Origin of the sequence: Streptomyces endophyticus (assembly GCF_035798155.1) — a bacterium.
GTDB lineage: Bacteria > Actinomycetota > Actinomycetes > Streptomycetales > Streptomycetaceae > Streptomyces > Streptomyces endophyticus.
The window spans coordinates 1-25,237 of record NZ_JAOZYC010000117.1; the positions used below are offsets into that span (position 1 = coordinate 1).

Annotated in this window: 26 protein-coding genes and 1 pseudogene; 18 read left to right on the forward strand and 9 right to left on the reverse strand. The window is 71.1% G+C overall.

The genetic code is table 11. The annotated features are described in order from the left end of the window. Positions 1-12: 12 nt before the first annotated feature. Entirely contained in the window at positions 13-576 is a 564-nt protein-coding gene (locus OKJ99_RS17630) for a M48 family metalloprotease (RefSeq protein WP_326017365.1), read from the reverse strand. Next, the gene (locus OKJ99_RS17635; RefSeq protein ID WP_326017366.1) at positions 573-950 is read right to left on the reverse strand and encodes a BlaI/MecI/CopY family transcriptional regulator; all 378 of its coding nucleotides are present in this window, start codon (positions 948-950) and stop codon (positions 573-575) included. The genes OKJ99_RS17630 and OKJ99_RS17635 overlap by 4 nt, the downstream gene beginning before the upstream one ends. Before the next feature lie 121 nt (positions 951-1,071). Between OKJ99_RS17635 and OKJ99_RS17640 the strand changes: the two genes are divergently transcribed. Genes OKJ99_RS17640 through OKJ99_RS17660 form a run of 5 tightly spaced genes read left to right on the forward strand, consistent with a single transcriptional unit; the run spans position 1,072 to position 5,053 of the window. Beyond that, positions 1,072-1,731, forward strand: a complete 660-nt coding sequence (locus OKJ99_RS17640) for a DedA family protein (RefSeq protein WP_326017367.1) — start codon at positions 1,072-1,074, stop codon at positions 1,729-1,731. Further along, entirely contained in the window at positions 1,728-2,333 is a 606-nt protein-coding gene (locus OKJ99_RS17645) for a phosphatase PAP2 family protein (RefSeq protein ID WP_326017368.1), read from the forward strand. Before OKJ99_RS17640 ends, OKJ99_RS17645 begins: the two co-directional genes overlap by 4 nt. Beyond that, positions 2,330-3,040: a phosphatase PAP2 family protein gene (locus OKJ99_RS17650; protein WP_326017370.1), complete on the forward strand. Its 711-nt coding sequence runs from the start codon at positions 2,330-2,332 to the stop codon at positions 3,038-3,040. Before OKJ99_RS17645 ends, OKJ99_RS17650 begins: the two co-directional genes overlap by 4 nt. Next, positions 3,015-3,677: a response regulator transcription factor gene (locus OKJ99_RS17655; RefSeq protein WP_326017372.1), complete on the forward strand. Its 663-nt coding sequence runs from the start codon at positions 3,015-3,017 to the stop codon at positions 3,675-3,677. Before OKJ99_RS17650 ends, OKJ99_RS17655 begins: the two co-directional genes overlap by 26 nt. Continuing rightward, positions 3,674-5,053 carry a sensor histidine kinase gene (locus tag OKJ99_RS17660; protein WP_326017374.1) on the forward strand — a complete coding sequence of 460 codons (1,380 nt, stop codon included), beginning with the start codon at positions 3,674-3,676 and terminating at the stop codon, positions 5,051-5,053. The genes OKJ99_RS17655 and OKJ99_RS17660 overlap by 4 nt, the downstream gene beginning before the upstream one ends. Before the next feature lie 23 nt (positions 5,054-5,076). Here the strand turns inward: OKJ99_RS17660 and OKJ99_RS17665 are convergent, their stop codons facing one another. After that, positions 5,077-5,910, reverse strand: a complete 834-nt coding sequence (locus OKJ99_RS17665; protein WP_326017375.1) for a COG4705 family protein — start codon at positions 5,908-5,910, stop codon at positions 5,077-5,079. Between the two features lie 163 nt (positions 5,911-6,073). On the opposite strand from OKJ99_RS17665, the gene OKJ99_RS17670 reads away from it, so the two are divergent. The 6 genes and pseudogenes from OKJ99_RS17670 to OKJ99_RS17695 all read left to right on the forward strand — a co-directional run bounded on the left by OKJ99_RS17670 (position 6,074) and on the right by OKJ99_RS17695 (position 10,857). Beyond that, positions 6,074-7,231: a serine hydrolase domain-containing protein gene (locus tag OKJ99_RS17670; protein WP_326017377.1), complete on the forward strand. Its 1,158-nt coding sequence runs from the start codon at positions 6,074-6,076 to the stop codon at positions 7,229-7,231. Positions 7,232-7,258: 27 nt separating this feature from the next. Further along, positions 7,259-8,056, forward strand: a complete 798-nt coding sequence (locus OKJ99_RS17675; RefSeq protein WP_326017379.1) for a MerR family transcriptional regulator — start codon at positions 7,259-7,261, stop codon at positions 8,054-8,056. Positions 8,057-8,282: 226 nt separating this feature from the next. Beyond that, positions 8,283-8,453, forward strand: a pseudogene (locus OKJ99_RS17680) (antibiotic acetyltransferase); the annotation flags it as partial. Positions 8,454-8,491: 38 nt separating this feature from the next. Beyond that, complete coding sequence (locus tag OKJ99_RS17685; RefSeq protein WP_326017381.1) at positions 8,492-9,415, forward strand: virginiamycin B lyase family protein; 924 nt, start codon at positions 8,492-8,494, stop codon at positions 9,413-9,415. Positions 9,416-9,556: 141 nt separating this feature from the next. Then, on the forward strand, positions 9,557-10,438 hold the full coding sequence (locus OKJ99_RS17690; RefSeq protein ID WP_326017383.1) for an MEDS domain-containing protein: 882 nt from the start codon (positions 9,557-9,559) through the stop codon (positions 10,436-10,438). Next, positions 10,438-10,857 (forward strand): ATP-binding protein, encoded by a 420-nt coding sequence (locus tag OKJ99_RS17695; protein WP_326017385.1) that lies wholly within the window; start codon positions 10,438-10,440, stop codon positions 10,855-10,857. The genes OKJ99_RS17690 and OKJ99_RS17695 overlap by 1 nt, the downstream gene beginning before the upstream one ends. A 41-nt stretch (positions 10,858-10,898) precedes the next feature. Here OKJ99_RS17695 and OKJ99_RS17700 read toward each other — a convergent pair whose 3' ends face one another. Next, positions 10,899-12,098 (reverse strand): LacI family DNA-binding transcriptional regulator, encoded by a 1,200-nt coding sequence (locus OKJ99_RS17700; protein ID WP_326017387.1) that lies wholly within the window; start codon positions 12,096-12,098, stop codon positions 10,899-10,901. Between the two features lie 388 nt (positions 12,099-12,486). Here OKJ99_RS17700 and OKJ99_RS17705 point away from each other — a divergent pair, with 388 nt between their 5' ends. The 4 genes from OKJ99_RS17705 (at position 12,487) to OKJ99_RS17720 (ending at position 17,330) form a co-directional block, all read left to right on the forward strand. Further along, complete coding sequence (locus OKJ99_RS17705; RefSeq protein WP_326017389.1) at positions 12,487-13,797, forward strand: extracellular solute-binding protein; 1,311 nt, start codon at positions 12,487-12,489, stop codon at positions 13,795-13,797. Between the two features lie 122 nt (positions 13,798-13,919). Further along, positions 13,920-14,921 carry a carbohydrate ABC transporter permease gene (locus OKJ99_RS17710; protein ID WP_326017391.1) on the forward strand — a complete coding sequence of 334 codons (1,002 nt, stop codon included), beginning with the start codon at positions 13,920-13,922 and terminating at the stop codon, positions 14,919-14,921. A gap of 15 nt (positions 14,922-14,936) precedes the next feature. Then, on the forward strand, positions 14,937-15,857 hold the full coding sequence (locus OKJ99_RS17715) for a carbohydrate ABC transporter permease (RefSeq protein ID WP_326017393.1): 921 nt from the start codon (positions 14,937-14,939) through the stop codon (positions 15,855-15,857). A 75-nt stretch (positions 15,858-15,932) separates the two neighbouring features. Then, on the forward strand, positions 15,933-17,330 hold the full coding sequence (locus OKJ99_RS17720) for a GH1 family beta-glucosidase (protein ID WP_326017395.1): 1,398 nt from the start codon (positions 15,933-15,935) through the stop codon (positions 17,328-17,330). 72 nt (positions 17,331-17,402) lie between these two features. Here OKJ99_RS17720 and OKJ99_RS17725 read toward each other — a convergent pair whose 3' ends face one another. Continuing rightward, positions 17,403-18,500: an acyl-CoA dehydrogenase family protein gene (locus tag OKJ99_RS17725; protein ID WP_326017397.1), complete on the reverse strand. Its 1,098-nt coding sequence runs from the start codon at positions 18,498-18,500 to the stop codon at positions 17,403-17,405. 46 nt (positions 18,501-18,546) lie between these two features. Between OKJ99_RS17725 and OKJ99_RS17730 the strand changes: the two genes are divergently transcribed. Beyond that, positions 18,547-19,713: an acyl-CoA dehydrogenase family protein gene (locus OKJ99_RS17730; RefSeq protein ID WP_326017399.1), complete on the forward strand. Its 1,167-nt coding sequence runs from the start codon at positions 18,547-18,549 to the stop codon at positions 19,711-19,713. A gap of 35 nt (positions 19,714-19,748) precedes the next feature. Here OKJ99_RS17730 and OKJ99_RS17735 read toward each other — a convergent pair whose 3' ends face one another. Beyond that, positions 19,749-20,363 (reverse strand): helix-turn-helix domain-containing protein, encoded by a 615-nt coding sequence (locus OKJ99_RS17735; protein ID WP_326017401.1) that lies wholly within the window; start codon positions 20,361-20,363, stop codon positions 19,749-19,751. A 161-nt stretch (positions 20,364-20,524) separates the two neighbouring features. Here OKJ99_RS17735 and OKJ99_RS17740 point away from each other — a divergent pair, with 161 nt between their 5' ends. Continuing rightward, complete coding sequence (locus OKJ99_RS17740; protein WP_326017403.1) at positions 20,525-21,460, forward strand: NmrA family NAD(P)-binding protein; 936 nt, start codon at positions 20,525-20,527, stop codon at positions 21,458-21,460. An 18-nt stretch (positions 21,461-21,478) separates the two neighbouring features. On the opposite strand, the gene OKJ99_RS17745 is transcribed toward OKJ99_RS17740, so the two are convergent. The 3 genes from OKJ99_RS17745 to OKJ99_RS17755 are packed head-to-tail and all read right to left on the reverse strand — an operon-like array spanning position 21,479 to position 24,645. Further along, positions 21,479-22,633: a M20 family metallopeptidase gene (locus OKJ99_RS17745; RefSeq protein ID WP_326017405.1), complete on the reverse strand. Its 1,155-nt coding sequence runs from the start codon at positions 22,631-22,633 to the stop codon at positions 21,479-21,481. Then, entirely contained in the window at positions 22,630-23,013 is a 384-nt protein-coding gene (locus OKJ99_RS17750) for an aldehyde dehydrogenase family protein (protein ID WP_326017407.1), read from the reverse strand. The genes OKJ99_RS17745 and OKJ99_RS17750 overlap by 4 nt, the downstream gene beginning before the upstream one ends. 51 nt (positions 23,014-23,064) lie before the next feature. Then, positions 23,065-24,645: a GMC family oxidoreductase gene (locus OKJ99_RS17755; RefSeq protein WP_326017409.1), complete on the reverse strand. Its 1,581-nt coding sequence runs from the start codon at positions 24,643-24,645 to the stop codon at positions 23,065-23,067. A 124-nt stretch (positions 24,646-24,769) separates the two neighbouring features. On the opposite strand from OKJ99_RS17755, the gene OKJ99_RS17760 reads away from it, so the two are divergent. Next, on the forward strand, positions 24,770-25,234 hold the full coding sequence (locus OKJ99_RS17760) for a GbsR/MarR family transcriptional regulator (RefSeq protein ID WP_326017411.1): 465 nt from the start codon (positions 24,770-24,772) through the stop codon (positions 25,232-25,234). Positions 25,235-25,237: the final 3 nt, after the last annotated feature.

Here is a 25,237-nt window from a genome sequence, read left to right on the forward strand (position 1 = left end):
ACGTGAGGGTGCTCATCGCAGGGTCTCCTTGACGTGAAGCGGGTTGGCGGCGGTGCCGTCGCCGGTCAGGGCGAGGAGGGCGTCGCGTTCGGCGGCGTCCAGGCTGCGCAGCATCCCGGTGGTGACGACGACGCGGTGCGGGCGGCCGGGCAGGGCGTACGCGTCGGGGTGCGGAGACTCGATGACGCACAGGTCGCCGGCGGTGGGGCGATGGTCGGCCGCGCGGGTCGCCGAGCGGAAGGCGCGCAGTTGGCGCACGGTCCATCGGGTCAGCGTCCACGCGCTGATGGCAAGTGCGCCCGTGGCCGCGGCGGCCACGGGCAGGACGATCAGGCTGGAGGGGGTGTGCAGGGGGTGGACGAGTTCGGCCAGGGGGGCCAGGCCGGGGAGGGTGAGGAGCCCGGTGAGCACGAGGGTGCCCAGTGCGGTCACCGAGGCGGCGGCCAGGAGGAGGGAGCACGCGGTGAGTACGTACAGCGCCGCGGCCGGGGCCAGGCGCTGAACGGCGTACCGGGCCAGTGGCCGGGCCGCGAATGGCAGGAGCAGCGGCACCAGGAGCAGGATCAGTGGGGTCACGAGTCCTCGCCCTCGAGGAGCCGGCGCAGCAACTGCTCGTCATCCGGCTTGAGTTGGTCGACGAAGCGCGCCAGGACCGATGCCCGGTCGGCGTCCCGGTCGAGCGCCGTGTGCATGCGCCGCGCCGTCAGCCCCGGCGCGTCCTGCACCGGGAAGTAGGCGAAGCCGCGCCCCTGGCGGTCGCGCCCGACCACGCCCTTGTCGAACAGCCGCGTGAGGATCGTCGTCACCGTGGTGCGTGCGAGCCCGCGCGCGAGGTCGGCCTGTACCTGGCCGGGCGTGAGCGGGCTGCCCGCGGCCCACAGGGCGGCCATGACGGCGGCCTCCAGTTCGCCGGCCGGTCGGCGTTCGTCGTTGCTGTCGGTGTCGGTCATGGAACGGTCCTCACCCCGCTATCGTCTACAGTCAAGTAGACCGTCTACACGATTGTAGTCGTTGCCGGGCGCCGTGTGCTGCCTCCGGCCGATCACGAGCAGAATGCGAGGGCTCACGGCGATGACCCCAGCCATCCACCTATCGTCGCAGCTCGCTGTCAATGTGCTGGACGCCCGTTCCCTGCTGTCCGCCTTCGGCGTGCTCGGGGTGGCGGTCGTACTGTTCGCGGAGACCGGGCTGCTGATCGGGTTCTTCCTGCCCGGCGACTCGCTGCTCTTCACGGCCGGACTGCTCGCCACCGACACCGGCGGCAGCCTGCACCTGCCACTCGGCCCCCTCCTGGCGGCGGCCGCCGTCGGCGCTCTGGCCGGTGCGCAGGCCGGCTACCTGCTGGGCCGCAAGGGCGGCAGGGCGCTGCTGGAGCGCAGCCACTCGCAGCGGCTGCACGAAGGGGCGCGGCGGGCCGAGGAACTCCTGGAGCGGTACGGGCACGGCAGAGCGGTGGTGCTGGCCCGGTTCGTGCCGGTGGTGCGCACCGTGCTCAACCCGATGGCGGGTGCCCTGGGGGTGCCGCTGCGCACGTTCACACTGTGGCAGGTGGTCGGCAGCCTGGTCTGGTCCCTGGGGCTGACGCTGGCCGGGTACGCGCTCGGCTCGTCGGTCCCGAACGTGGACCGCTACCTGCTGCCGCTGGTCGCGCTGATCGTCGTCGTCTCGCTGCTGCCGCTCGCCGCGGAGCTGTACCGCGCACGCCGCTCGGCCAAGGTGGCTGAGCGATGAGCGCGGGCTTCGACGGGTCGTCGGTCGACGGCTCCGTGTACGCGGACGTGGTGCGCCTCGCCGGGCGGACGCCGGGCTGGCTGGACGGGGCGGTCGCCCTCTGGTCGACCTACGGTCTGGTGCTGTTCGCGCTGCTCATGGTCTGGGGGTGGTGGAGGGCGCGCACGGTGAGCGCCGAGGCGGCGGTCACGGCACTGGCCGCACCGGTGCTGGTGGTCGTGGCGTTCGCCGTGGACCTGCTGGTGAAGTCGGCGGTGCGTGAGACGCGCCCCTGCCGCAGCCTGCATCTGACCACGCTGGAGGCCTGCCCGGCGCCGGACGACTGGTCCTTCCCGAGCAATCACGCGGCCATCGCCGCGGCGGCCGCGGTCGCGGTGTGGTTCGTCTCGCGCCGGCTCGGCGCGCTCGCCGCCGTCGCCGCGCTGGCCATGGCCGCGTCCCGGGTCTGGGTGGGGGCGCACTACCCGCACGACGTCGCGGCAGGCTTCGCCGTCGGCGCCGGTGTCGCCCTGGTAGGCATGTCCGTGCTGCGGCGACGACCGTCCCTGGCCCAGCGGCTCGCCACCTCCCGGCTGCGCTTTCTGTTGCTCACGGCGCCATGAACCGCAAAGAAGCCGCGGACTTCGCGGGCAGCGTCGGGCTCGGCGCCTGGGTCGCCTTCGGCCTCCTCGCCATGATCGTGATCGGTCGCTCCGGTGCCCCACTGGCGCCGGACGACGCGGTGCTGACCTGGTCCCTGCACCACCGCCCGGCCGAGGTGGAGGCGCTCGCCCGTGGCGTGAGCGCCACCGGCACCGGCGTCATCCCCTACGCCCTGGTCGTCCTGGCGGCCCTCTTCGTCGGGCACACGGCGCGGCAGCGGCTGGCCGCCGCCGTCCTCGCACTGGCATGCCTCGCCGCGGGCCAGGCCCTGCGCTTCGGCGTGATGATGCTCGTCCAGCGGCCCCGCCCGCCGCACGCCGACTGGGCGGCGCACGCCTCCGGTTGGGCCTTCCCCTCCGGACACAGCGCCACGGCAGCCCTCGCCGCGGGCCTCGTCATCCTCGCCGTACGCATCCGGGCGCCGCGCGGCAAGAACCCGCTCACCGGCGTGGTCGCGGTCTGGGGCATCGCGGTCGGGCTGACCCGGACCACGCTCGCCGTGCACTGGGGCACCGATGTGCTCGGCGGCTGGCTGTTCGCCATCGGCTGGGCCGGGCTGTGCCTGTGCGCCGCATCCTGGTGGCTGCCCGAGCGGTTCATCCCCAGTGTGGCGCACACGTCGAGCGAATCGGTGGAGGGCCATGCGCCACAAGATCCTGGTCGTTGAGGACGATCACGCGCTGCGCGACGTGCTGCTACGCGGCCTGCGCGACGAGGAGTTCGAGCCGCTGCCCGCTCCGGACGGCGCGACCGCGCTGCGCCTGGCCTCCGCCGATCTCGCCGCCGCCGTGCTTGACGTGGGGCTGCCCGACGCGGACGGCCGCGACGTGTGCCAGGCGATGCGGGCGAACGGACTCACCTTCCCCGTCGTCTTCCTGACTGCCCATCACCGGCTGACCGATCGCCTCTCGGGCTTCTCGGCGGGCGGCGACGACTACCTGCCCAAGCCGTTCCACCTCACCGAACTCGCCGCCCGGCTCCGCGCCGCGCTCAGACGATCCGCCCCCGCACAGGCGGTGGACCGCGGCGGCCTGACGCTGGACGCGGTGCGGCACCGCTGCACCGTCGACGGCAGCGAACTCGGCCTGACGCCAACGGAGTTCCGCCTGCTGGCCGCGCTCATGGCAGCCTCCGGGGACCTGGTGCGCCGCCGCGACCTGGTCCGAGCGGCCTGGCCGGACGGCGCCCGGGTCAACGACAACACCCTCGACCAGTACCTCACCCGGCTGCGCCGCAAGCTGCGGGACGCGGGCAGCACCCGCACCATCGGCACGGCCCGCGGGGTCGGCCACCGCCTGTCATGAGACCGCTGCCCCGCTTCGGGCCCCGCACCTTGCGCGGCCGCCTCTCCCTGGTGGCACTCACCAGCGCCACCCTCCTCATCACGGTCCTCACCGTCGCGTTCAACGCGGTGGCCCAACAGCACCTTCAGCACCAGGCGGACGACGAACTGACGACCCGCGCCGCCGCCGTCGCCACCACCGTCGACACGAGCGGGCCCGCCGTCCGGGTCCACGAGGGCGCCCACGACGACCTCCTCGACAGCAACGTATGGATCTACGACGGCAGTCGCCTGATCGAGCGGCCCCCGAACGCCACCCCGGACAGCCCCGTCGGCCGACGGGTCCGTGCCCTGGTCACCGAAGGCGGACGCCCGTGCGTCGACGCCGGTGATCCGAGAGAGGTGCGGCTGTGCGCGTTTCCCCTCCGAGGGCGGACGGGCGGCGCGGCCCGGACGGGCGGTGCCACCATCGTCACCGCCCTCGACCTGACCCCGTACCGGACGTCGGCGGACACCCTGCTGTACGGCTCGCTCGCGCTGGACGCCGTGATGCTCGCCTGCACCTACGCCCTGACCCGGCTGGCCGTCGGCTGCGCACTGCGCCCGGTGCGCGCGATGACCGACCAGGCCACCCAGTGGGGCGCCGTCGCTGCCGGGGAACGCTTCGGATCGCCGCCGCGGCTCCCCGCCGAACTCGCCCGCCTGGGCTGGTCGTTGGACGCGCTGCTCGACCGCATCCGCGCCCTGCTGCGCCACGAGCGGCAGCTCACCGCGGAGCTCTCGCACGAACTGCGTACCCCGCTCAGCCGGATCATCGCCGAACTCGACTGGTGGCAGGCCCGCCCCCGCACGCCCGCCGACACCCGGGCCACCCATCTGGCGATCTCCGACGCGGCGACATGCATGCACACCATCTGTGACACCCTGCTGCGCGATGCCCGCGAGGAGGCGTCCGCCGCCCCGGGTACCGCCGAGGCCCTGCCCGCGCTGCGCCGCACGGCCCAACGGCTCCACCCACCGGGCCACTTGACGCTCACCGTGACGAGCCAGGAGCCGCGCCTTCAGGCCGGCGTCGACGCCGCCCTGCTCGAACGGATCGTCAGCCCGCTGCTGGCCAACGCCCTGCGCCACGCCCACGCGCAGGTGTCGGTGCATGCCCGGTCCGAAGGCGACGGCGTACGCATCGACGTCAGCGACGACGGGCCGGGGGTGCCGCCGCCGTTCGCCGGGCAGCTCTTCGTCCCCGGCCGCCGCGCCGATCCCGGCGACGGGCACGGCGGAGCGGGCCTCGGCCTGCCGCTGGCGCGGCGCCTGGCCCGCTCCGTGGGCGGCGAGGTGCACTTCGACGAACAGCACACTCCCGGGGCCCGGTTCACCGTGCGGCTGCCGCCGGCCTGACCGGGCTCCCGGGGGCGCCGAGGTCAGGTGGCCTGCTGGGCCCTTCGTGCCGGCTCGGTGACGTCCCTGCGGGTCACGGCGAGACGGACGACCAGGGCAAGGATCACCGCCAGGAACAGCACACTGGTCACGACCGTGCCCAGGCCGAGGCCGCCACCCGCGGTCGGCTGCGAGAGATAGTCGCCCATCGACGCGCCCAGCGGGCGGGTGAGTACGTAGGCGATCCAGAAGCTCCACACCGCGTTCAGGCCGAGCGCGAAGTGCACCACCGCGACGGCGGCGATCGCCAGGGCGAACAGCACCGCGGAGAGCCAGTACCCCACGGCCATCCGCTCGGCGACCAGGTCCCCCGCGGCGGTGCCGAGCGCGAAGGTGAACAGGACGGCCAGCCAGTAGAAGCACTCGCGGCGGACGGTGTCGACGCTGTGGATGGACAGGGTCCGCTCGCTGCGGTACCAGAGCGCGAAGACGACGGCCAGGCACAGGGCGAACGCCGCGGTGCTCGCCTCCAGCGGCACACCGAGGTTGTCGGTGAGGTTGTCGCTGACCAGGGTCCCGACGATGCTGATCAGGGCGACCGCCGTCCAGTAGACGCCGGCCCGGTAGGAACCGGTGCGGAACTGGGCGACGAGCGCGACCGCCAACACCACGCTCATCAGCAGCGATACGCCGGTCAGGCCGAGCCCGAGCTGCTCGTTGAGCAGGTCGGCGGCGGTCTCGCCGACCGTGGTGCACAGCACCTTGATGATCCAGAAGTAGGCGGTGACTTCGGGAACCTTGTTCCAGCGCAGGCGGCGACCCACGGACGCCGACGGCGCACCTGTGACGGATGAGGTCTCGGAGATTTCGGATGTCATGCGCGCAGACGCTGCCAGGAGAAACCTGAACGCATCCTGACTGCCGCGCGGCCCCCAGGGAGTGACCCACGTCACAGTTGAGGTTGACCTTGGGTCAGGGTGCAAGCTCCCCGTATCGCCACACCACGGGGCGCAGAACCTGACCTTCAAGGGAGCAACCGCCATGTCGAAGACGACACGCAACACCGCTGAGGGCCTCGCCGCGACCGGCCAGGACCGTCCGGAACTCCGCAAGGCGCTGCAGGACATCGTTGACTCCGGCATCATCGGGATCACGCTCCGCGTGCACGACGAGCGGGGCGAGTGGGTCGGCAGCGCAGGGGTGAGCAAGCTGGGCGAGGCCGCGAAGCCGCCGGTCGACGGCCACGTCCGGATCGGCAGCAACACCAAGACGTTCACCGCGACTCTCGTACTGCAACTGGTCGCCGAGGGCCGGATCGGGCTCGACACCCCGGTGGCCGACTACCTGCCCGAGTTCGGCCTGGACCGGCGGATCACGGTCCGGATGCTGCTCCAGCACACGAGCGGGGTGTTCAACTTCACCGGCGAGTACTACCCGGACGGGACGGTCGTGCCGGGTATCCCCGCCACCACCGCCGGCAAGGAGTGGGTGGACAACCGCTTCGCGACGTACCGGCCGGAGGAGTTGGTACGGCTGGCGCTGTCGAAGCCGGCACGGTTCGAACCGGGTGCGGACTGGAGCTACTCCAACACCAACTACGTGCTGGCCAGGCTCCTGATCGAGCGGGTGGCGGGCCGCCCGGTCGCCGAGGAGATGCGGCGGCTGATCCTGGAGCCGCTCGGGCTCTCGGGCACCATGGCACCGACGACCCAGACGGAGATCGCGGAGCCGCATGCGCACGCCTACTACCGGTACGAGGAGGCCGGCGAGGTGCGGACGGTCGATGTCACCAGCCAGAACCCCTCCTGGATCTCCAGCGGCGGCGACATGGTGTCGACCACCGAGGACCTGCGCACGTTCATCTCCGCGCTGGTGAGCGGCAAGCTGCTGCCGGCCCATCTGCTGGCCGAGATGTGCGCGACGCGCCCGACGCCCGCTCCGGGCATGGGCTACGGCTTGGGCGTGTTCGTGCAGGACACAGGGGAAGGCGGCACCGTCATCACCCACAACGGTGGCGCTGCAGGTCACGCGGCGTTGATGTACAGCACGCCCGATGGCGGCACTACCATGACCGCCGCGGTCAACTACGCGGACGACGCCGATCTTTCCGCGGCCCTGGCCTTCCAGCAGGCGACGCAGCGGCTGGTCGACGAGGTGTTCGTCGGCGGGAGCACCGACGCCGACCGGCCGTCGGTCTGAACCTCGAGAACAGGGTGGGTCGAACGGATGCGGAACGGTGTCACGATCGGGCAGGCGGCGGTGTTCGTCGGTGTCACGGTGAAGACGGTGCGGCACTACCACAAGCTCGGACTGGCAGAGGAACCGGAACGAGACACCTCCGGATACCGGCGTTACGGATCGGACGATCTGCTGCGGCTGGTCCAGGTCCGCACGCTGGCCACCGCCGGGGTGCCGCTCGCCGAGATAGGCCCGCTGCTCGATGCCGACGCGGCGCGGTTCGCGGCCGCACTCGACGACGTGGAGCAGCAACTCACCCAGCGCATCGCGGAATTGACCACCCGACGTGACACCCTGCACCGACTGGCCGACGGCAACCGGGCGTTGCTGCCCGACCGTGCCGTGGTGCTCCTGGAGCGCATGGCGGAGCTGGGGTTCACCCCGGCGGAGGTGGAGGCCGCCCGGGACGGTCTCGTACTCGCCAAGGCCCTGGTCCCCGACGGCTTCGACGACTACCTCGCCGATGTCGAGCACGCCCTGGAGGACTCCCGCTTCCTCGCCCTGAGCAAACGCGCCGCGGAGTCCGTGAGTTGGGCCCCCGACGACCCGCGTATCGCTGAACTCGCCACCGACATGGCCGACCACTACCTCGCCAGCCCCGCCCAACTGAAGATCGTGACCGGCCTCCAGGCCCGGACCGAGGCCGCGACCCGGTACAAACTGATCGCCCACCTCGGCGAGGAACAGGCACCGGCCACAGCCCGCCTCGCCGCGTTCGTCGAGGCAAGGCTCCGCGCCGCCGGCGTCCGTATCCCCGGCGCCTCCGGACCGGGTTCCGGGCAGTGAGGACCGTGCCTGGGGCACGCCGACATTCCTGAACCCACCCCCGGTTCCCCTCACGGCCCCGCATCATGAACCTCAGGGTCAACGGCCGCGACAGGACCGGCCGTTGTTCCCGGGCCGCTCGCTCCGCATGCCGAGTACCGGCCTGCCGGGCCGTGAGGAAGGCGCGTGCCTCATCGGTTCCGGTGCTCCGACCGCCGCACACGAACCACCCTGGAGAGACTCCCGCGTGACCTCACACCCGAACACCTCCCGGACCCCCGACCCGGCCACCCTCCACCCGCTGCCCGACTTCACCTACGACGACGACCCCGATGGCGCGACCGACTTCGTGCGGCGCAACGTGCTGTATGCCTATGGTCCGGAACGGCTGATCATCGGCAAGTACCGTGCCATCGGGGACACGGTGGTCACCGCCGCCGAAGGACTGGAGCAGCTATGACGAATTGGGCCATCGAGGAGTACGTGGTGTCCGGTCGCGACAGCGGCCCGTACGCGATCACCACAGGACCGGACGGCGCGCTGTGGTTCACCATGGTGCACAGCGGCCGGATCGGCAGGCTCGTCCCGGGACAGGAGCCGACGAGTCATCAACTCGCCCCGGACAGCGGCCCGACGGTCATCACCAACGGGCCCGACGGAGCACTGTGGTTCACCGAATACCAGGCGCACCGGATCGGCCGGATCACGACGGCCGGCCAGGTGAGCGAGTTCGCGCCGCCGACCGCGCAGTGCGGCCCCTTCGGGATCGCCGCGGGGCCGGACGGCGCGCTGTGGTTCACCGAGACCACCGCCGACCGCATCGGCCGCCTCACCACTGACGGAACGGTCACGGAGTACCCGCTGCCGATGACCGGCGCGTTCCCCTCCGCGATCGCGGCGGACGTGAACGGGGACAGGGACGGAGGCGGGGGCGCCATGTGGTTCACCATGAATCAGGCCAACGCCATCGGCCGCATCGACATGGACGGCCGCATCACGGTCCACGAACTGCCCACTGCCGCGGCCGCGCCGGTGGGTGTCGTCGTGGGCCCGGACGGCGCCGTCTGGTTCACCGAGATCGCGGCCGGCCAGATCGGCCGCAGAGCGCCCGACGGCCGGATCACCGAGTACCCGCTGCCCGACCGCTCGGCCCGCCCGCACGCCGTCACCACCGACGCCGACGGAACCGCCTGGTTCACCGAGTGGGGCGGCAACCGCGTCGGCTCGATCACCCCCGACGGCAAGATCACCTCCCACGACCTGCCCACCCCGGCCTGCGAACCGCACGGCATCACGGTGGGCCCGGACGGCGCCCTGTGGACGGCCCTGGAGACAGGCGCACTGGCCCGCATCGGACCCACCACCGACAGAAGTCGGTGAAGTTCGCACATTTTCATGCCTGTCTGGTCACCTCCAGCGGTCGTTCAGTCGTTCAGGTGCTGCTGCTCGGGACGATGTCTCCTCGTGCAGAGTGGCTCGCTAGCGTAGGCCCGGAGCATTCCTGAGGCTTGGAGGTGAGTGGTGGCCGACGCTGAGGATGCGGTGACCGTCGGCACGATTCCGGTGCAGCAGCTGCGGGCGGGCGACCATGCCTTCGTCGGCTACGACGACGATGACGCGGGCCGCGACGTGGCGTCCGCGTTCGCGTGGTCGGGGCTCGCCCAGCGCGAGAAGGTGATGGTCTTCGCCGCCCCGCAGCTGGCGGAGGACGAGGTGTGGAACCGCCTTGATGCCCCGGGACCGTTGCTGGGCGCCGCCCGCGACCGCGGACAGTTGGTGGTGACGAGCATGCGCACGCTCATCCACCCCGCCCACGACTTCACCCCCGAACGGCAGTGGGAGCGCATCGAAGAGGAGACCGACCTCGCACTGAAGGAGGGCTACCGCGGTCTTCGCACCTATATCGACATGCACTGGGTGGGGGAGTTGAACGCCGACGTCGCGGTCATGATGCACCGCGAGTCCCACGCACACCATCTGTTCACCGGCCGCCCCTACACCGAGATCTGCGCCTACGACAGCCGCTGGTTCGCCCCCGAAGTCCTCACCGCGATGCACGAGGCGCACCCGTGCCGGCTGCTGCCCCGCCTCGGAGCCCTGCACACCGAACAGGTGGGCACCATCGTGCGGTTGGCCGGTGAGGCGGACATCGCCACCCGTGACCAGTTCATCGTCGCCGTCCGCGAGGGACTGGCGCGCAGTGCGGATGCGGGGCGGCTGACGGTGGACCTGTCCCAGGTCATCTTCCTGAGCGCCGCGTGCGCCGTGGACCTGCTGCGGCTGGCCGTGTCCGCCGCGCACGACCTCATCGAGGTGCGCTGCCATCCGACAGCGGCCCGCATACTGCGCCGGGTACACGCCGAGAGCCTGCCCAACCTGCTCATCAGTGAGGTGAGCCGCTGATGGAATCGCCCGGACCCCGCGATCATCCCACCGTCACTCTGCTGGACTGTCCCTTCACTCAAGACGACCTGCCCCGGCTGCGCATGCTCGTCGACCAGTACGCGGATCGCGAAGGGCTGCCCGAGCCACGGCGCGGCGAGTTCATCGTGGCCGTCGACGCCGTGGCCACCAACGCCATCGAGCACGCCACCGGTAGCGGCACGCTGTTCCTGCGACGCGCCGACGGTCACCTCGAATGCCGCATCCATGACACCGGGCCCGGCTTCACCGCGGATGTCATCCCTTCCCTGGCTCCCGGCATCGGGGGTCATGCCGCAGGACGCGGACTGTGGATCGCCACCCTCGTCACGGACCAACTCACGATCTCCGCTGAGACGGGCGGCGCGACCGTCACCCTCTTCATGCGGCTGCCCTGCTGAACTGACACCGCACCCGGCCGGGCGAGGTGCGCCCGACCGAGTCACGACGACTCCCGCACCACCAGCTCCGTATCGAGCACGAGCCGGGTGCGAGGAACGGCGGGGTTCTCGATCTCGTGCAGAAGGGTGCGCGCGATCGTGCCGCCGATCTCCTCCGTGGGCTGGCGGACCGTCGTGAGCGGCGGATTGGTGTGGCGGGCGAGGTAGGAGTCCTCGAAGCCGACGACCGAGACGTCCTCCGGTACACGGCGCCCCTGGGCACGCAGTTCGAGGAGGACGCCCGCGGCCATCAGGTCGGAGGCGGCGAACACCGCATCCAGGTCCGGGGCGCGTTCAAGTAGCGAACGCATCGCCGTGCGGGCCCCTTCCTCGGTGAAGTCCCCGACCGCGACCAGGTGTTCCTCGGTCGGGATGCCGGCCTCCATGAGCGCTTCCTGGCACCCGCGCAGCCGGCCGCGGCCGACCTCCATGTCCTGGGGGCCCGCGACGGTGGCGATGCGGCGCCGACCGCGGTCCAGGAGGTGGCGCACGGCGGTGGCGGCCCCGCCCCGGTTGTCGGCGCAGACGTAGCTGAGCGGGTCGTCCTCGCGGCGGCGGCCCGCGAGGACGGTCGGCAGGCCGGCCGATTCCAACAGGCCCGGCAGCGCGTCGTGTTCGTGCACCGAGACCAACAGCACGCCGTCGACCCGGCGTTCGGCGACGGACTGGGTGAGCTGGTCGCGTTCGGCCTGGTCGCGGACGAGCGTCAGCTGGAGCTGGGTGCGCGTGTCGGCGAGCGCGGCGCTCACCCCGCGGATCACTGCCGAGAAGTAGGGCTCCGAGCCGAGCCGGCTCTCCGACTCGGGGATGACCAGGGCGACGGCGTTGGTCCGGCTGGTGACCAGGCCGCGGGCGACCGAGTTGGGAACGTAGCCCAGTTCCGCGATGGCGCTGAGTACGGCCTCCCGTGCCTTCTCGCTGACCAGCTCCGAGCCGTTCACCACGCGGGAGACGGTGGTGCGCCCGACACCGGCAAGGGCCGCCACGGTCTTGATGGTCGGCCGGGAACCGGTCGCCTTGGCCGGTTCGGGGTGCGGGCGCGTGCCGTGCTCCTCGTGCGTGCCGTGCTCCTCGTGCCTGCCGTGCCCCTCGCGCGTGCCCTGTTCCCCGCGCGCGACCTGTTCCCGGTGTGCGACCTGTTCCCGACTGTCCTGCCGAGCCTGCCCCCGGCCCGTCGACTCTCGTTTCGCGTCGCCGCTCATCGTTCCGGATCCTCCAATTCCCCTTCAGGGCCGCCCTGTTGGGTGCTCGGCCCTCCCGGCCCCCTCCCGGCCTGCGCATTCTGCCAGTTGTCGGCCCGATTCTGCCCGCTCCGTGGCCCCTTCCCGGAAGCGCCCGTCGATAACGAGCTGGAAACGAGCTGGATTCGACTTCTTGACACGGGAGTTGTCGGGCAGCCAGTCTTCCAGCAACTCAGTGGGCACGTTCCCACCAGCTCTTCAGTAGGTGCACCAGAGGCCGTGAACCATGTTCGTCGGCCTCCGGTAAACCTGCTCTGAGCTGGGAACTTGATGGTGCCTGCCGCGGTCGGCCGGGCTTCGGGCCGACTCGTGCCACCGGTGCGTCGGCGCCGTCTCAGGGAGGACGTTCATGCTCAAGGTCGAGCGGAAACTGCGTACAAAAGTCACAGCTGTGCTGGCCTGCACGGCGGCGAGCGCCCTGCTCGCGGGCTGCGGCGGAGGGGGCGCGAGCGCCACCGGCGGCGGCGTCGAGGACGGCAAGGTCACCATCACCATGGGGCTGTACGGGGTGATGGGCTTCAAGGAGACCGGCCTGATCGAGAAGTACGAGAAGGCGCACCCGAACGTCACCGTCAAGGCCGAGGCGGCCGGCGACGAGCAGACGTACTACACCGCCCTCCAGACCCACCTCGCCAGCGGTTCGGGACTCAAGGACGTCCAGGGCATCGAGGTGGCGCGGGCGAAGGAGATGACCGAGACGCAGGCCGACAAGTTCACGGACTTCGCCGGCACCAAGGGCATCAGCCATTTCCAGCCGTGGAAGCAGGGCCAGATCACCACGAAGGACGGCAAGGTCCTCGGCCTCGGCACGGACACGGGGCCGATGGCGGTCTGTTATCGCAAGGACCTGTTCGAGCAGGCCGGGCTGCCCACCGACCGCGAGAAGGTCGGCAAGCTGTGGGCGGGGGACTGGGCCAAGTACGTCGAGACCGGCGAGAAGTTCGCCAAGGGCAACAAGGACAAGAAGGTCTCGTATCTGGACTCGGCGTCCGGCCTGTTCAACGCCATGGTCTACGGCAACTCCGAGCAGTACTACGACAAGTCCGGCCAGTTGATCTACAAGACCAACCCGGCGATCAAGGCGGCCTGGGACCTGTCGACCGAGGCCGCCCAGAAGGACCTGACCGCCAAGTTGCCGCAGTTCCAGCCGGGTTGGGACCCGGGGCTCGCCAACGGCACCTTCGCCACCACCGTCTGCCCGGCCTGGATGCTCGCGCACATCAGCGACAAGGCGGGGGATGCCAACAAGGGCAAGTGGGACGTGGCCAAGGCCCCCAAGGGCGCCAACTGGGGCGGCTCCTTCCTCGGGGTCACCGAGAAGAGCCCGGTGAAGGACGAGGCCAAGAAGCTCGTGGCGTGGCTGACCGCCCCCGAGCAGCAGGCCTACCTCTTCGAGAAGCTGGGCAACTTCCCGTCCTCCAAGACCGCACTTGAGGACCCGAAGGTGAAGGACGCCAAGTCGGAGTACTTCTCCGGCGCCCCGACCGGCCGGATCTTCGGGGAGGCGGCCAACGAGGTGCCCGCCGAACAGGTCCTCGGCCGCAAGGACGGCACCATCAAGGACGCCTTCTCGCAGGGCCTCCAGCTGGTCGAGAACGGCAAGTCCCCGGCTCAGGCCTGGAAGACCACCGACGAGCGCGTCAAGAAGGCCGTCGGCTGACGCGTACGGCACCGGGTGGGTGCGGCCGGGTCCTGCCGGCCGCACCCACCCGCCGCCGCATCGCTCACCCCGCCGCCGCATCGCCCATCCCGCCAGCCCACCCGTCCGACGGAAGGACCCCGGTGGCCACCTCCACCCAGCTTGGCTCGTCCGCCGAGCCGCCTCCGGCACACGGCTCGCCCGTGCGGCCGGACGGTTCCAGCAAGGCCCGTTCGAAGATTCCGCTGCTGCACCGCCTCGATGTGAAGGGCGCACCGTACGCGTTCATCGCCCCCTTCTTCGTCATCTTCGCGGCGTTCAGCTTCTACCCGCTGATCTACACCGCCTGGATCTCCCTCCACCAGGTCGAGCTGTCCACCTTCGACGTCATGACATGGCGGGGCCTGGACAACTACACCGCGCTGCTCGCCGACGACCGGTTCTGGAACGCGCTGCGCAACACCATCACCATCGGTGTGATCTCCACGGTCCCGCAGCTGCTCATGGCCCTGGGCCTGGCGCACCTGCTCAACTACCGGATGCGCGGCTCGACCTTCTTCCGGGTCGCCGCCATCACCCCGTACGCCACCTCGGTCGGCGCCGCGGCGCTCGTCTTCACGATGCTCTTCCAGCGCGACTTCGGCATGATCAACTGGGGTCTCGGCCTGGTGGGCATCGACCCGATCGACTGGGAGAACTCCACCGGGGCCTCCCAGACCGCCATCTCCGCCATCGTGATCTGGCGCTGGACCGGCTACAACGCCCTGCTCTACCTGGCCGCCATGCAGGCCGTGCCATTGGAGCGCTACGAGGCCGCCGCCATCGACGGGGCCAACCGCTGGCAGCAGTTCCGCACCGTCACGGTCCCCGGCATCAGGGCGACGATCGTCTTCACCATCGTCCTCTCGACGATCGGCGCCACCCAACTCTTCGGCGAACCACTGATCTTCGGCCAGGGCCCCAACGGCGTCACCGGTGGCACCAACAACCAGTACCAGACGCTCGGCCTGCTGCTCTACGAAGAGGGTTGGAAGAACTACCAGATGGGCCGGGCGGCCACCGTGGCTTGGGCGATGTTCCTGCTGCTCGTCCTCGTCTTCGTCCTGCAGCGCGTCATCTCGCGCCTGCGCAACCGCAAGCACTGACCGGGGAGTCACGCCATGACCACCGACACCGCTCCGGTCCGCACCGGCGCCGCAGGCCGCAGCGCCGTCGAGCGTTCCGCACCCGCCCGCCGCAGGCGCCTGAGGCAGGGCGCGGGCAAACAGCACCACGCGGGACCCCTCACCTACGTCCTGCTCGGATTCACCGCCCTTGTCTCGCTCTTCCCGCTCTACTGGACGCTGGTCGCGGCCTCCTCCGACAGCGCCCGGATCTCGCGGACCCCGCCGCCGTTCCTGCCGGGACCGAACCTCTTCAGCAATCTCTCCCGGGCCTGGACCGAGGCCGCCATGGGCAAGGCGATGATGAACTCGCTGATCGTGGCCGGCGCCATCTCGCTGTCCACCGTGCTCTTCGCGACCCTGGCCGGGTTCGCCTTCGCCAAGCTCCGCTTCAAGGGCCGCAACGCCCTGCTCATGGTCGTCATCGGAACCATGATGGTGCCGCCCCAACTGGGCGTGGTGCCGCTGTTCATGATGATGAGCGACCTCGGCTGGGGTCAGCAGTTGCCGTCCGTCATCTTCCCGACGCTGGTCAGCGCGGTCGGCGTGTTCTTCATGCGCCAGTACTTCGCCGAGGCACTGCCCGACGAGCTCGTCGAGGCGGGCCGGGTCGACGGCGCGCACTCGCTGCGCATCTTCTGGTCCATCGTGCTCCCGATCGCCCGCGCCCCCATGGCCGTGATCTTCATGATCACGTTCGTGCACGCCTGGAACGACTTCTTCTGGCCGTTCATCGCCCTCGACATGACCAACCCGACCGTGCCCGTGGCGCTCACGCAGCTGAGCGCCGGCTATGTCCGCGACCAGTCCCTGATCATGGCGGGCGCGCTGCTCGGCACGCTGCCGCTGCTCGCGATGTTCGTGGTCTTCGGCCGGCAGATCGTCGGCGGCATCATGCAGGGCGCCGTCAAGGGCTGAGCCACGGCCCCCGTAGACACACTGCCATCTCAACTCCCCTTCTCTTCCCGCCTGTTCACCCCGTAGGAGCCCGCTATGTCATCCGCGCTCACGTTCCCCGCCGACTTCCTGTGGGGCACGGCGACCGCCTCGTACCAGATCGAGGGAGCCGCCCAGGAGGACGGCCGCACCCCGTCCATCTGGGACACCTACGCGCGTACTCCCGGAAAGGTCCTCAACGGCGACACCGGTGACATCGCCTGCGACCACTACCACCGCTGGGCCGAGGACGTCGACATCATGGCCGGCCTGGGCGTCAAGGCGTACCGCTTCTCGCTCGCCTGGCCGCGCATCCAGCCGACCGGCCGCGGCCCGGCCCTGCAGAAGGGCCTCGACTTCTACCGGCGCCTGGCCGACGCGCTGCGCGAGCAGGGCATCAAGCCGGTCGCCACGCTCTACCACTGGGACCTGCCACAGGAGTTGGAGGACCTGGGCGGCTGGCCGGTCCGGGAGACCGCCGAGCGGTTCGCCGAGTACGCGGCGCTGGCCGCCGAGGGCCTGGGCGACCACATCGACACCTGGACCACTCTCAACGAGCCCTGGTGCAGCGCCTTCCTCGGTTACGCGTCCGGCGTGCACGCCCCCGGCCGCACCGAGCCGGTCGCCGCCCTGCGCGCCGCCCACCACCTCAACCTGGGCCACGGCCTCGCCGTTCAGGCACTGCGCTCGCACCTGCGCCCGGCCTCCGAGGTCTCGGTGACGCTCAACGTGCACCACGTGCGCCCGCTGACCGACGCTGATGGGGACACGGACGCCGCCCGACGCATCGACGCGCTGGCCAACCGGGTCTTCACCGGCCCGATGCTGCGCGGCGAGTACCCCGAGGACCTGCTGAAGGACACCGCGCCGCTGACCGACTGGTCCTTCGTCGAGGACGGCGATCTGGCCGCGATCCACCAGCCGCTGGACTTCCTGGGCGTCAACTACTACTCGCCGACCCTGGTCTCCGAGGGCGACCCGGCGCACGGCAGCGACGGCCACGGTGCCAGTACGCACAGCCCCTGGGTGGGCGCGGACCGGGTCGCCTTCCACCCGACGCCCGGTGACAAGACCGCGATGGGCTGGACGATCGATGCCTCGGGGCTCGAAGAACTCCTGCTCCGCCTGGGCGCCGAGCACTCCGGTCTGCCTCTGGTGATCACCGAGAACGGCGCCGCGTTCCACGACTACGCGGGCCCCGACGGCAACGTCAACGACCCGGAACGCATCGCCTACGTCCGCGACCACCTGGCCGCCGTGCACCGCGCGATGTCCGCAGGCGCGGACGTCCGCGGCTACTTCCTGTGGTCTCTCCTTGACAACTTCGAGTGGGGCTACGGCTACAGCAAGCGCTTCGGCATGGTCCACGTCGACTACCCGACCGGCACCCGCACCCCGAAGGCCAGCGCCCACTGGTACGCGCAGGTGGTCGCGACGGGGACGCTTCCGGCGTGACTGACCGAAGGTGTGGACGCCGCAGGGGTGAGCCCGGGCCCGCTCTCGTTCCTGCTCCTGCTCCTGCTCCTGCTAGGGGAGGAGGCCGAGGCTTTCGGTGAGTCGTCGGCGGTGCCACGCCGGTGTTCCGAAGAGTTGGGAGGATCCGTGTGCCCGCTTGAAGTAGCGGTGGGCGTCGTGTTCCCAGGTGATGCCGATGCCGCCGTGCAGCTGGATCATCTCGCCCGCCACCGCCGAGAAGGCCTCCGAACACGCGGACTTGGCGACCGATACGTACCTGGTGAAGTCGGGTGAGTCCGCCGCCGCGAACGCGGCGCCCAGAGCCGCCGACCGCGCCGACTCCACCAGTACGTAGGCGTCCGCCAGTCGGTGCTTGACGGCCTGGAAGGAGCCGATGGGCCGGCCGAACTGGACACGCTCCATGGCGTACGCGACCGTCAGCTCCAGGCATCTCTCGGCGGCCCCGACCTGCTCGGCCGCCAGGGCCGCGCAGGCGAGGTCCAGGGCACGCTCCAGCGCCAGGGTCCCCTCGCCGTCCGTCCCGACGAGCCGCGCCTCGGCAGCCTCGAACCGCCACCGGGCCAGCGGCCGGGTCTGGTCCATGGTCACGCAGGGCTCGACCCGCGCGCCCGGTTGCCGTGGTGCCACCTCGAAGAGTGAGACGCCGCGGTCGGTGCGGGCGGTCACGAGCAGCACATCGGCTTCGGCTCCGTCGAGCACACGCTGCTTGACGCCGTGCAGCCGCCAGGTCCCCTCGGCGCCCGGCGTGGCCCGCGAACTGATGCGCGCCGGGTCCCACGAGCCGTCCTCCGCCCAGGCCAGGGACGCGACGGTGCTGCCGTCGGCGATGCCGGGGAGCAGTCGCGCGCAGGCGTCGTCGTCCCCGGTGGCGAGGACGGCCTGCGCGGTGAGTACGGCCGAGCCCAGAAGGGGGACGGGGCTCAGGGCCCGGCCCAACTCCTCCATCACGACGTGCACTTCGACCGCCCCGCACCCGGCCCCCGCGTACTTCTCCGGTACGGCGAGCGCCGCGACGCCTATCTGCTCGGTCAGCGGCTGCCAGGCGTCCGCGCCCTCGTGCCGGCCGAGCAGTGACCGGACAGCGGAACGAAGTTCCTCGTGCTCGCGCGTCAGCCTCATGCCCTGGCTCGTGTCCTGGACAGCAGACATCCGCCTCTCCTTCCCTAACAAGTGTTTGGTAGGTTAGCGTACGTCCATGACCAGCGTCGAGGAGTTCCGTGCCGAGGTTCGCAGCTGGCTGCGGGCCAACCTCACCGGCGAGTTCGCAGCCCTGCGGGGGCGCGGCGGGCCGGGCCGCGAGCACGAGGTGCTCGCCGAACGGCTCGGCTGGGAGCGCCACATGGCCGCCGCCGGCTGGACCTGCGTGGGCTGGCCGGTGGAGCACGGAGGCCGCGGCGCCACCCTCGAACAGCAGGTCGCCTTCCACGAGGAGTACGCCCTCGCCGACGCCCCCGCCCGGGTCAACCACATCGGCGAACAGCTCCTCGGCCCGACCCTCATCGCCTTCGGTACCCCTGAACAGCGCGCCCGGTTCCTGCCGCCGATCGTGCGGGCCGAGGAGCTGTGGTGCCAGGGCTACAGCGAGCCGGACGCCGGATCGGACCTGGCGAATGTGCGCACCAGGGCCGAATGTGACGGCGAGACATGGACGGTGACGGGACAGAAGATCTGGACCTCGCTCGCCCACGAGTCCGACTGGTGCTTCGTGGTGGCCCGCACCGACCCCGGATCCGTACGCCACAAGGGGCTGTCCTACCTGCTGGTCCCGCTCGACCAGCCGGGCGTCGACATCCGGCCCATCACCCAGCTGACCGGCACCAGCGAGTTCAACGAGGTCTTCTTCGACCAGGCCCGCACGCCCGCGTCGAACATCGTCGGCGCACCCGGCGAGGGCTGGAAGGTCGCCATGGCCACGCTCGGCTTCGAGCGCGGCGTGTCCACGCTCGGCCAACAGGTCGGCTTCCGCCGGGAGTTGGAGACCCTGATCGACCTGGCCCGCCGCAACGGCAGCGCCGAGGACCCCCTGATCCGCGACCGGCTCGCCCGCGCCTGGATCGGCCTGGAGACCATCCGGTTCAACGCGCTGCGCATGCTCGACGGAGCCGCGGCCGGGGCCCCCGGCCCCGAAGCCTCCATCGGGAAGATCTACTGGGCCACCTGGCACCGTGAACTCGGCGAACTCGCCATGGACGTGTGCGGCGCCGACGGGCTGCTCGCCGCCGGCGAACCCTACGATCTCGACGACTGGCAGCGGCTGTTCCTGTTCTCCCGGTCCGACACCATCTACGCTGGCTCGAACGAGATCCAGCGCAACATCATCGCCGAGCGCGTCCTCGGGCTGCCCCGAGAGGCGCGCCCGTGACTAGCAGCCCTGTCTGAGTCCTCGACCGCCTGTGGTCAGTCCCGTTCCGGGCTGATCCCCGCCACCGCGAGGCCGAGCAGTGCGTCGGCGCGGGCGGTGGGGTCGGGGTGGTGTTCCGTGGCGAGGGCGAGGCCGACGGCCAGGGTGATCAGGTCCTCGACCGTGACCTTCGGCGTCACCGCGCCCTCCCGCGCGGCGCCGCGCAGCAGTGGCTCGCCCGCCTCGATCAGCGCTGCCGCGCAGGAGTTGCCCCCTACGGGGTCGTGTCCCTCGTCGTACGAGAGGGCCGCCGCCAGCCCGCGTGCGGTGACGCAGTAGGCGACCACGTCGCCCAGCCACTCCAGCAGCGCTTCACGACCGTCGCCCTTCCGGCCGTCGCCTTTCCCGCTGTCGTCGTCCCCGTCGTCGCCCTTCCGGGCATCGAGCTCTCGTGCCCGTGCGCACAGCGCCTCGATTCGATGCTGGGAGACCGCCTCCAGTAGGGCCCGCCGGGTCGGAAAGTGTCTGCGTACGGTCGCTGAGCCGACCCCTGCCACGCGTGCGATCTGCTCCAGCGAGGCGTCCGCACCCCGCGCGGCGACCTCCTCCTCGGCCACGGCGAGGATCCGCTCGTAGTTGCGCCGGGCGTCGGCACGCTGCCGCTCGACCATGTGATCAGCTCCAGGATTGCTAAGTGGCGGGGCCCGCCATATCGTATCCCAACAGAAACGGCGGGCCCCGCCGTTTTCGTTGGCCGACGCCTGTCGGCGGACGGCCGTATGCGTGTGCGCATGCGCTGCGTATGCGTTGCGTATGCCGAAGGAGTTCTCTCATGACCACACCGCCCACCAACCCGCCACTGGCCCACGCCCACGTACTCGTCACCGGCGCCACCGGCCGCCAGGGCGGAGCCACCGCCCGCGCGTTGCTCGCCGCGGGTGTCCCCGTGCGCGCCCTGGTCCGGGACCCCGGCACCGACCGGGCCCGCGACGTCGCCGCACTCGGCGCCCAGCTCGTCACCGGCGATCTCCTGGACCGCGCCTCCGTGACGCGCGCCGCCGAGGGGGCCCGCGCCGTCTTCTCGGTCCAGATGCCCGCCTTCACCGCCGAGGGCGCCGACTTCGACAACGAGCTGACCCAGGCCACCAACCTCGTCGAAGGCGCCCGGGCCGCCGGGATCGAGCAGTTCGTGCAGACCACCGTCGCCGGCGCGGGGCAGCACACCGAGGTCCCCGGCTGGGCCGAGGGCCGCTGGGACTTCATGGCTCCCACCTTCGACACCAAGGCCGCCATCCAGGACCTGGTCCGCAAGGCCGGCTTCCCGCGCTGGACCCTCCTCAAGCCGGGCTTCTTCATGGAGAACCTGCTGCCCTCCATGGCCTACCTCTTCCCGCGCGGCATCGAGGGCGGCCTGATCACCCTCATCAAGCCCGACACCCGGCTCTCCCTCACCGCGGTCACCGACATCGGCACCGCGGCTGCCGCCGCCCTCGCGGACCCGGACCGTTTCCACGAGGTGGAGCTCGAACTGGCCAGTGAGTACCGGTCGATGGCGGAGGTCGCCGAGGTCCTCGGCCGCGTGCTCGACCGGCACATCACCGCGCCGGACCTGACCCTGGAGCAGGCCCTCGCCGCCGGAATGCCGCCCATGGGTGCCTCCGGTGCCTTCATCAACGCCGCGGGCCAGCCGGGCCGCCCGGAGTTCGCGCGTGCGCTGGGCCTGCCGCTGACCCGCTTCGAGGACTGGGCGAGGGAGAATCTACGTTGAACCTGCGTTGGACCTGGGTTAGCTCTTGTCGGCGAACCTCCGTCCGCGTTCGGCCGCCAGCGCGACGTCGATGGCCGTCCAGGCCATGCCGGTCGCCCCGTCGAGTACGGCCCGGTCCGCCGTCTCGATGGTGCACGCCGCGGTGAACTCCGGCTGGTGGTTGACCGCCGGCCCGCAGTCGAGGCCGAGCATGGGGTGGATGGTGGGTACGACATGGGAGACGTTTCCCATGTCGGTGGCGGCGCCCGCGACGCTCTTCGGCAGTTCGGGGAAACGGCGGCCGAGTGCCGTCGCGTTGGCGACCCACAGGTCGAGCAGGTCCCGGTCCGGCCGCAGGTCGGCGTAGTCGGGGCCGACCGGTGTGGTGGACAGTTCGCAGCCGGTGGCCAGCGCGCCCGCCTCGAAGCAGCGGTGCACCCGCTCCGCCAGCGGCCGCAGGGCGTCCAGGCTGTCGCTGCGCACGATCCAGTGGCCGCGGCTGACCTCGGGGATGATGTTGGCGGCGGAGCCGGCCTGGGTGACGATGCCGTGGATGCGGTCGGAGGCGGCGGTCTGCTGGCGCAGCAGCCCGATGCCCATCTGGGCGAGGGTCATGGCGTCCGCCGCGTTGACGCCCAACTCGGGGTAGGCACCCGCGTGCGCCGCTTTGCCTTGGTAGGTCACGTCGAACTGGGTGACGGCCAGGCCCGGCATCGCCGCCATCTCGACCGCGGCCGGATGCACCATCATGGCCGCATCCACGCCGTCGAAGGCGCCCTTGTCCAGCATCAGCACCTTGCCGCCGCCTCCTTCCTCGGCGGGGGTGCCCAACACCCGTACGGTCAGGCCGAGTTCGTCCGCCAAGGGGGCGAGGCCGATACCGGCGCCGACGGCCGCGGCGGCGATGATGTTGTGGCCGCAGGCGTGTCCGATGTCGGGCAGGGCGTCGTACTCCGCGCAGATCGCGATGTGGGTCGGCCCGGTGCCGATCGTCGCCTCCACGGCGGTCGGCAGATCGCAGTAGCCGTGCCGCACCTCGAACCCCGCCTCGCTCAGGGCGTCGGCGACCCAGCGGCTGGCGCGATGTTCCTCGAAGGCCAGTTCCGGGTGGGCGTGGATGCGGTGGGACAGGGCGATCAGGTCGTCTTCCGCGGCACGGATGTGCTGCGCCGCGGCCTCCTTGGCGGCGATCACAGGGCGCCCGCCGGAGCGGTGTCGGCGATGTGCACGGCGGCGGGCCGGGTCGCGGCGTCGTACGCGGCATGCGCTCCGGTGGCTCCCATGCCGCCGACCGGCTTGCCCATCTCCCGGCATTCCAGTTCGGCCAGTTCCGCGGCGTGTGCCGCGATCGTGTCGGCCCAGGCGTGAAGGTGTTCCACGCGCCGGGCCACGGTGCGCGCGGCCCACGCGCGCTGTGCGGCGCCTGCCGCGGCCACGGCGCGGTCGACGGCGGCGGCGCTGCCCGCGCGGAACCGCGCGATGGCTTCCTCGGTGGCGGGGTTGACCACGGCGGCGACGTCCTCGCCGGCCGGCTCTTCCCACCATCCGCCGATGAAGTTCTGGAGGGTTTCCATGGGTGGGGCCGTTTCTGTTCGGTACGGGACTCCGTGCATCACGGGGCGGTGTCAGGCGTCGAGCCGGTCGGCCATGAGTTCGCCGGTCATGATGGCGGCGAGATTGGTGTTGGCCCGGGGCACGGAAGGGAAGACCGAGGCGTCCACGACCCGCAGGCCCCGCACACCCTGCACCCGGCACGCCGGGTCGACGACCGTCCCGGCGGCGCCGGGGGCGCCCATCCGGCAGGTGCTCGTGCCGTGTTGGGCGTCGATGACGGTGGAGAGCAGGTGGTCGTCGAGGTCGCTGTCGTTCGCGAGGGCCGCGAACAGCGGGCCGTTCGCCTCCTCGATCGATCCGCCCAGGACGGCGGCAGTGTCGGCGCTGCCGCTCAACTCGACGAGGGCGCGCACCCCTTCCCTCATCGGGGCGAGATCGCGTTCGTCGGACAGCATGCGCTGGGCGACGTACGGGTGGGTCGTGGGGTCGGTGGAGACGAGGCTGAGTTCGCCGCGCGAGTGGGTCCGGTTCAGCCAGACACCGAACGCACCCGCGTGCGCCTGGGTGTTGGCCGTGGCCATGGCCAGCACGTTCTGGTTGAGCGAGACGAACATGAGGTCGTCGGTGTGCGTGCCCGTCCCGCTGGACCAGCGCACGCAGACGTTGGTGTGCCGGTCGTGCGGTGACGTGATGGCGGCTTCGGCCCGCAACGGCAGCGACAGCACCGTCATCGCGTGGTCCTGCATGCCGACACCGACCGGCAGGTCCTGGCGCACCTCGATCCCCAGTGCCCGTAGCTGTTCGGCGGGGCCGATGCCCGAGCGCAGCAGGATCGCGGGGGAGTGGATGACTCCGGCGCTGAGGATCACCTCGTCCGCGTACTCGGTGACGACGGATCCGTCGATCACCGCACGCACACCGACGGCGCGGTCGTTCTCGAAGATGACGGTGTCGACCAGTGCGTCGCCGCGGACGGTGAGGCCGGGCAGGTCGCGTGCGGGTTCGAGGTAGGCGTCGTTGACGCTGACGCGGCGCCCGCCACGGGAGTTGATCGGATACGGCGAGACACCGGTGGCGCCGGGGGCGTTGACGTCGGGCGCCCAGCCGAACCCCGCCGCCAGGGCCGAGTCGGCCAGGGCCCGGTCGATGCTTCCCCAGGCGTCCTTCGGGGTCCGGTGGATCGGGGTCGGTCCGCCACGGCCGTGGTGGGCCTCGTCGCCGAACTCCTCGTCGTCCTCCAGCTTGGCGAAGTAGGGCAGCACGTCATCGGGCGCCCATCCGGTACAGCCGAGCCGGGCCCACTCCTCGAAGTCCGCCATGGGCGGCCGGATCGCGATCTGGCCGTTGACGGACGAACTGCCGCCCACCCCGCGGCCTCGCCAGTACGGGGCCTGCGGCTGCCTCTCGGTGCGCGAGGAGTTCAGACCGGTCCATACGAGATGTTCCGAGGCCGCGGGATCCATGAGGGCCACCACGGGGTTGGGGGAGCGCCACGCCTCCGGCATCTGTGCCGAGCGGTAGTCGGGGCCCGCCTCAAGGAGGAGGACCCGCCGGCCGCGAGCGGCGGCGCGGACGGCGAGCGCCGCACCCGCGGAGCCCGCCCCGACGACGATCAGGTCGCGAACGTCCTGAGCTTTCTCGTGCTCTGACATGTCTACTCCTTGATGCGGGAGCGTCCCGCACCGGTGACTCCAGGGCGGATGCTGGTAATCTGACGCACCAAGGAAAGTTCAGTCAAGAATGAATTTTCAGTTTTTTCCGTACAGGGAGGATTCGGTGCCGCCACCCGCCGACAACGGGCCGCTCGTCGAGGACTTCGGCCGGCGGATCGGGGGTGCGATGGGGTGGCCGCCGATCGCCGGGCGGATGGCGGGCGTCCTGATGCTCAGCCCCGACCCCATGACCCTGTCGGAACTCCAGGAGACGCTGGGGGCCAGCAAGGGGTCGACATCGGAGATGACCCGCCTGCTCATCGCGAACGGCACGGTCGAACGGGTCAAGGTGCCCGGCGTGCGCCAGGCCGGTTACGTCTGGCGTGACGACGCGTGGAGCGGCTGCCTCCAGCACCAGCTCGCCCAGACCGAGCAGTTGCTCGAACTCGCCCAGACCGCGCAGGAACGGGGAGCCGGCATGCCGGAGGTGCAGCAGGCGCGACTGCGCGACATGCACACCTACTACGACTTCATGGTGCGGCAGCTGCGCCGCCTGCTCGACGAGTACCGGCAACTGCACGCCGGATAGCGC

What these genes read in the sequence shown, in the direction of transcription:
- OKJ99_RS17650 (WP_326017370.1), top strand. Translation starts at nt 2,330, where the DNA reads ATGAACCGCAAAGAAGCCGCGGACTTCGCGGGCAGCGTCGGGCTCGGC.
- OKJ99_RS17715 (WP_326017393.1), top strand. Translation starts at nt 14,937, where the DNA reads ATGACCACCGACACCGCTCCGGTCCGCACCGGCGCCGCAGGCCGCAGC.
- OKJ99_RS17685 (WP_326017381.1), top strand. Translation starts at nt 8,492, where the DNA reads ATGACGAATTGGGCCATCGAGGAGTACGTGGTGTCCGGTCGCGACAGC.
- OKJ99_RS17750 (WP_326017407.1), bottom strand. Translation starts at nt 23,013, where the DNA reads ATGGAAACCCTCCAGAACTTCATCGGCGGATGGTGGGAAGAGCCGGCC.
- OKJ99_RS17705 (WP_326017389.1), top strand. Translation starts at nt 12,487, where the DNA reads ATGCTCAAGGTCGAGCGGAAACTGCGTACAAAAGTCACAGCTGTGCTG.
- OKJ99_RS17730 (WP_326017399.1), top strand. Translation starts at nt 18,547, where the DNA reads ATGACCAGCGTCGAGGAGTTCCGTGCCGAGGTTCGCAGCTGGCTGCGG.
- OKJ99_RS17665 (WP_326017375.1), bottom strand. Translation starts at nt 5,910, where the DNA reads ATGACATCCGAAATCTCCGAGACCTCATCCGTCACAGGTGCGCCGTCG.
- OKJ99_RS17670 (WP_326017377.1), top strand. Translation starts at nt 6,074, where the DNA reads ATGTCGAAGACGACACGCAACACCGCTGAGGGCCTCGCCGCGACCGGC.
- OKJ99_RS17655 (WP_326017372.1), top strand. Translation starts at nt 3,015, where the DNA reads ATGCGCCACAAGATCCTGGTCGTTGAGGACGATCACGCGCTGCGCGAC.
- OKJ99_RS17720 (WP_326017395.1), top strand. Translation starts at nt 15,933, where the DNA reads ATGTCATCCGCGCTCACGTTCCCCGCCGACTTCCTGTGGGGCACGGCG.
- OKJ99_RS17645 (WP_326017368.1), top strand. Translation starts at nt 1,728, where the DNA reads ATGAGCGCGGGCTTCGACGGGTCGTCGGTCGACGGCTCCGTGTACGCG.
- OKJ99_RS17675 (WP_326017379.1), top strand. Translation starts at nt 7,259, where the DNA reads ATGCGGAACGGTGTCACGATCGGGCAGGCGGCGGTGTTCGTCGGTGTC.
- OKJ99_RS17755 (WP_326017409.1), bottom strand. Translation starts at nt 24,645, where the DNA reads ATGTCAGAGCACGAGAAAGCTCAGGACGTTCGCGACCTGATCGTCGTC.
- OKJ99_RS17640 (WP_326017367.1), top strand. Translation starts at nt 1,072, where the DNA reads ATGACCCCAGCCATCCACCTATCGTCGCAGCTCGCTGTCAATGTGCTG.
- OKJ99_RS17725 (WP_326017397.1), bottom strand. Translation starts at nt 18,500, where the DNA reads ATGTCTGCTGTCCAGGACACGAGCCAGGGCATGAGGCTGACGCGCGAG.
- OKJ99_RS17735 (WP_326017401.1), bottom strand. Translation starts at nt 20,363, where the DNA reads ATGGTCGAGCGGCAGCGTGCCGACGCCCGGCGCAACTACGAGCGGATC.
- OKJ99_RS17660 (WP_326017374.1), top strand. Translation starts at nt 3,674, where the DNA reads ATGAGACCGCTGCCCCGCTTCGGGCCCCGCACCTTGCGCGGCCGCCTC.
- OKJ99_RS17740 (WP_326017403.1), top strand. Translation starts at nt 20,525, where the DNA reads ATGACCACACCGCCCACCAACCCGCCACTGGCCCACGCCCACGTACTC.
- OKJ99_RS17635 (WP_326017366.1), bottom strand. Translation starts at nt 950, where the DNA reads ATGACCGACACCGACAGCAACGACGAACGCCGACCGGCCGGCGAACTG.
- OKJ99_RS17700 (WP_326017387.1), bottom strand. Translation starts at nt 12,098, where the DNA reads ATGAGCGGCGACGCGAAACGAGAGTCGACGGGCCGGGGGCAGGCTCGG.
- OKJ99_RS17695 (WP_326017385.1), top strand. Translation starts at nt 10,438, where the DNA reads ATGGAATCGCCCGGACCCCGCGATCATCCCACCGTCACTCTGCTGGAC.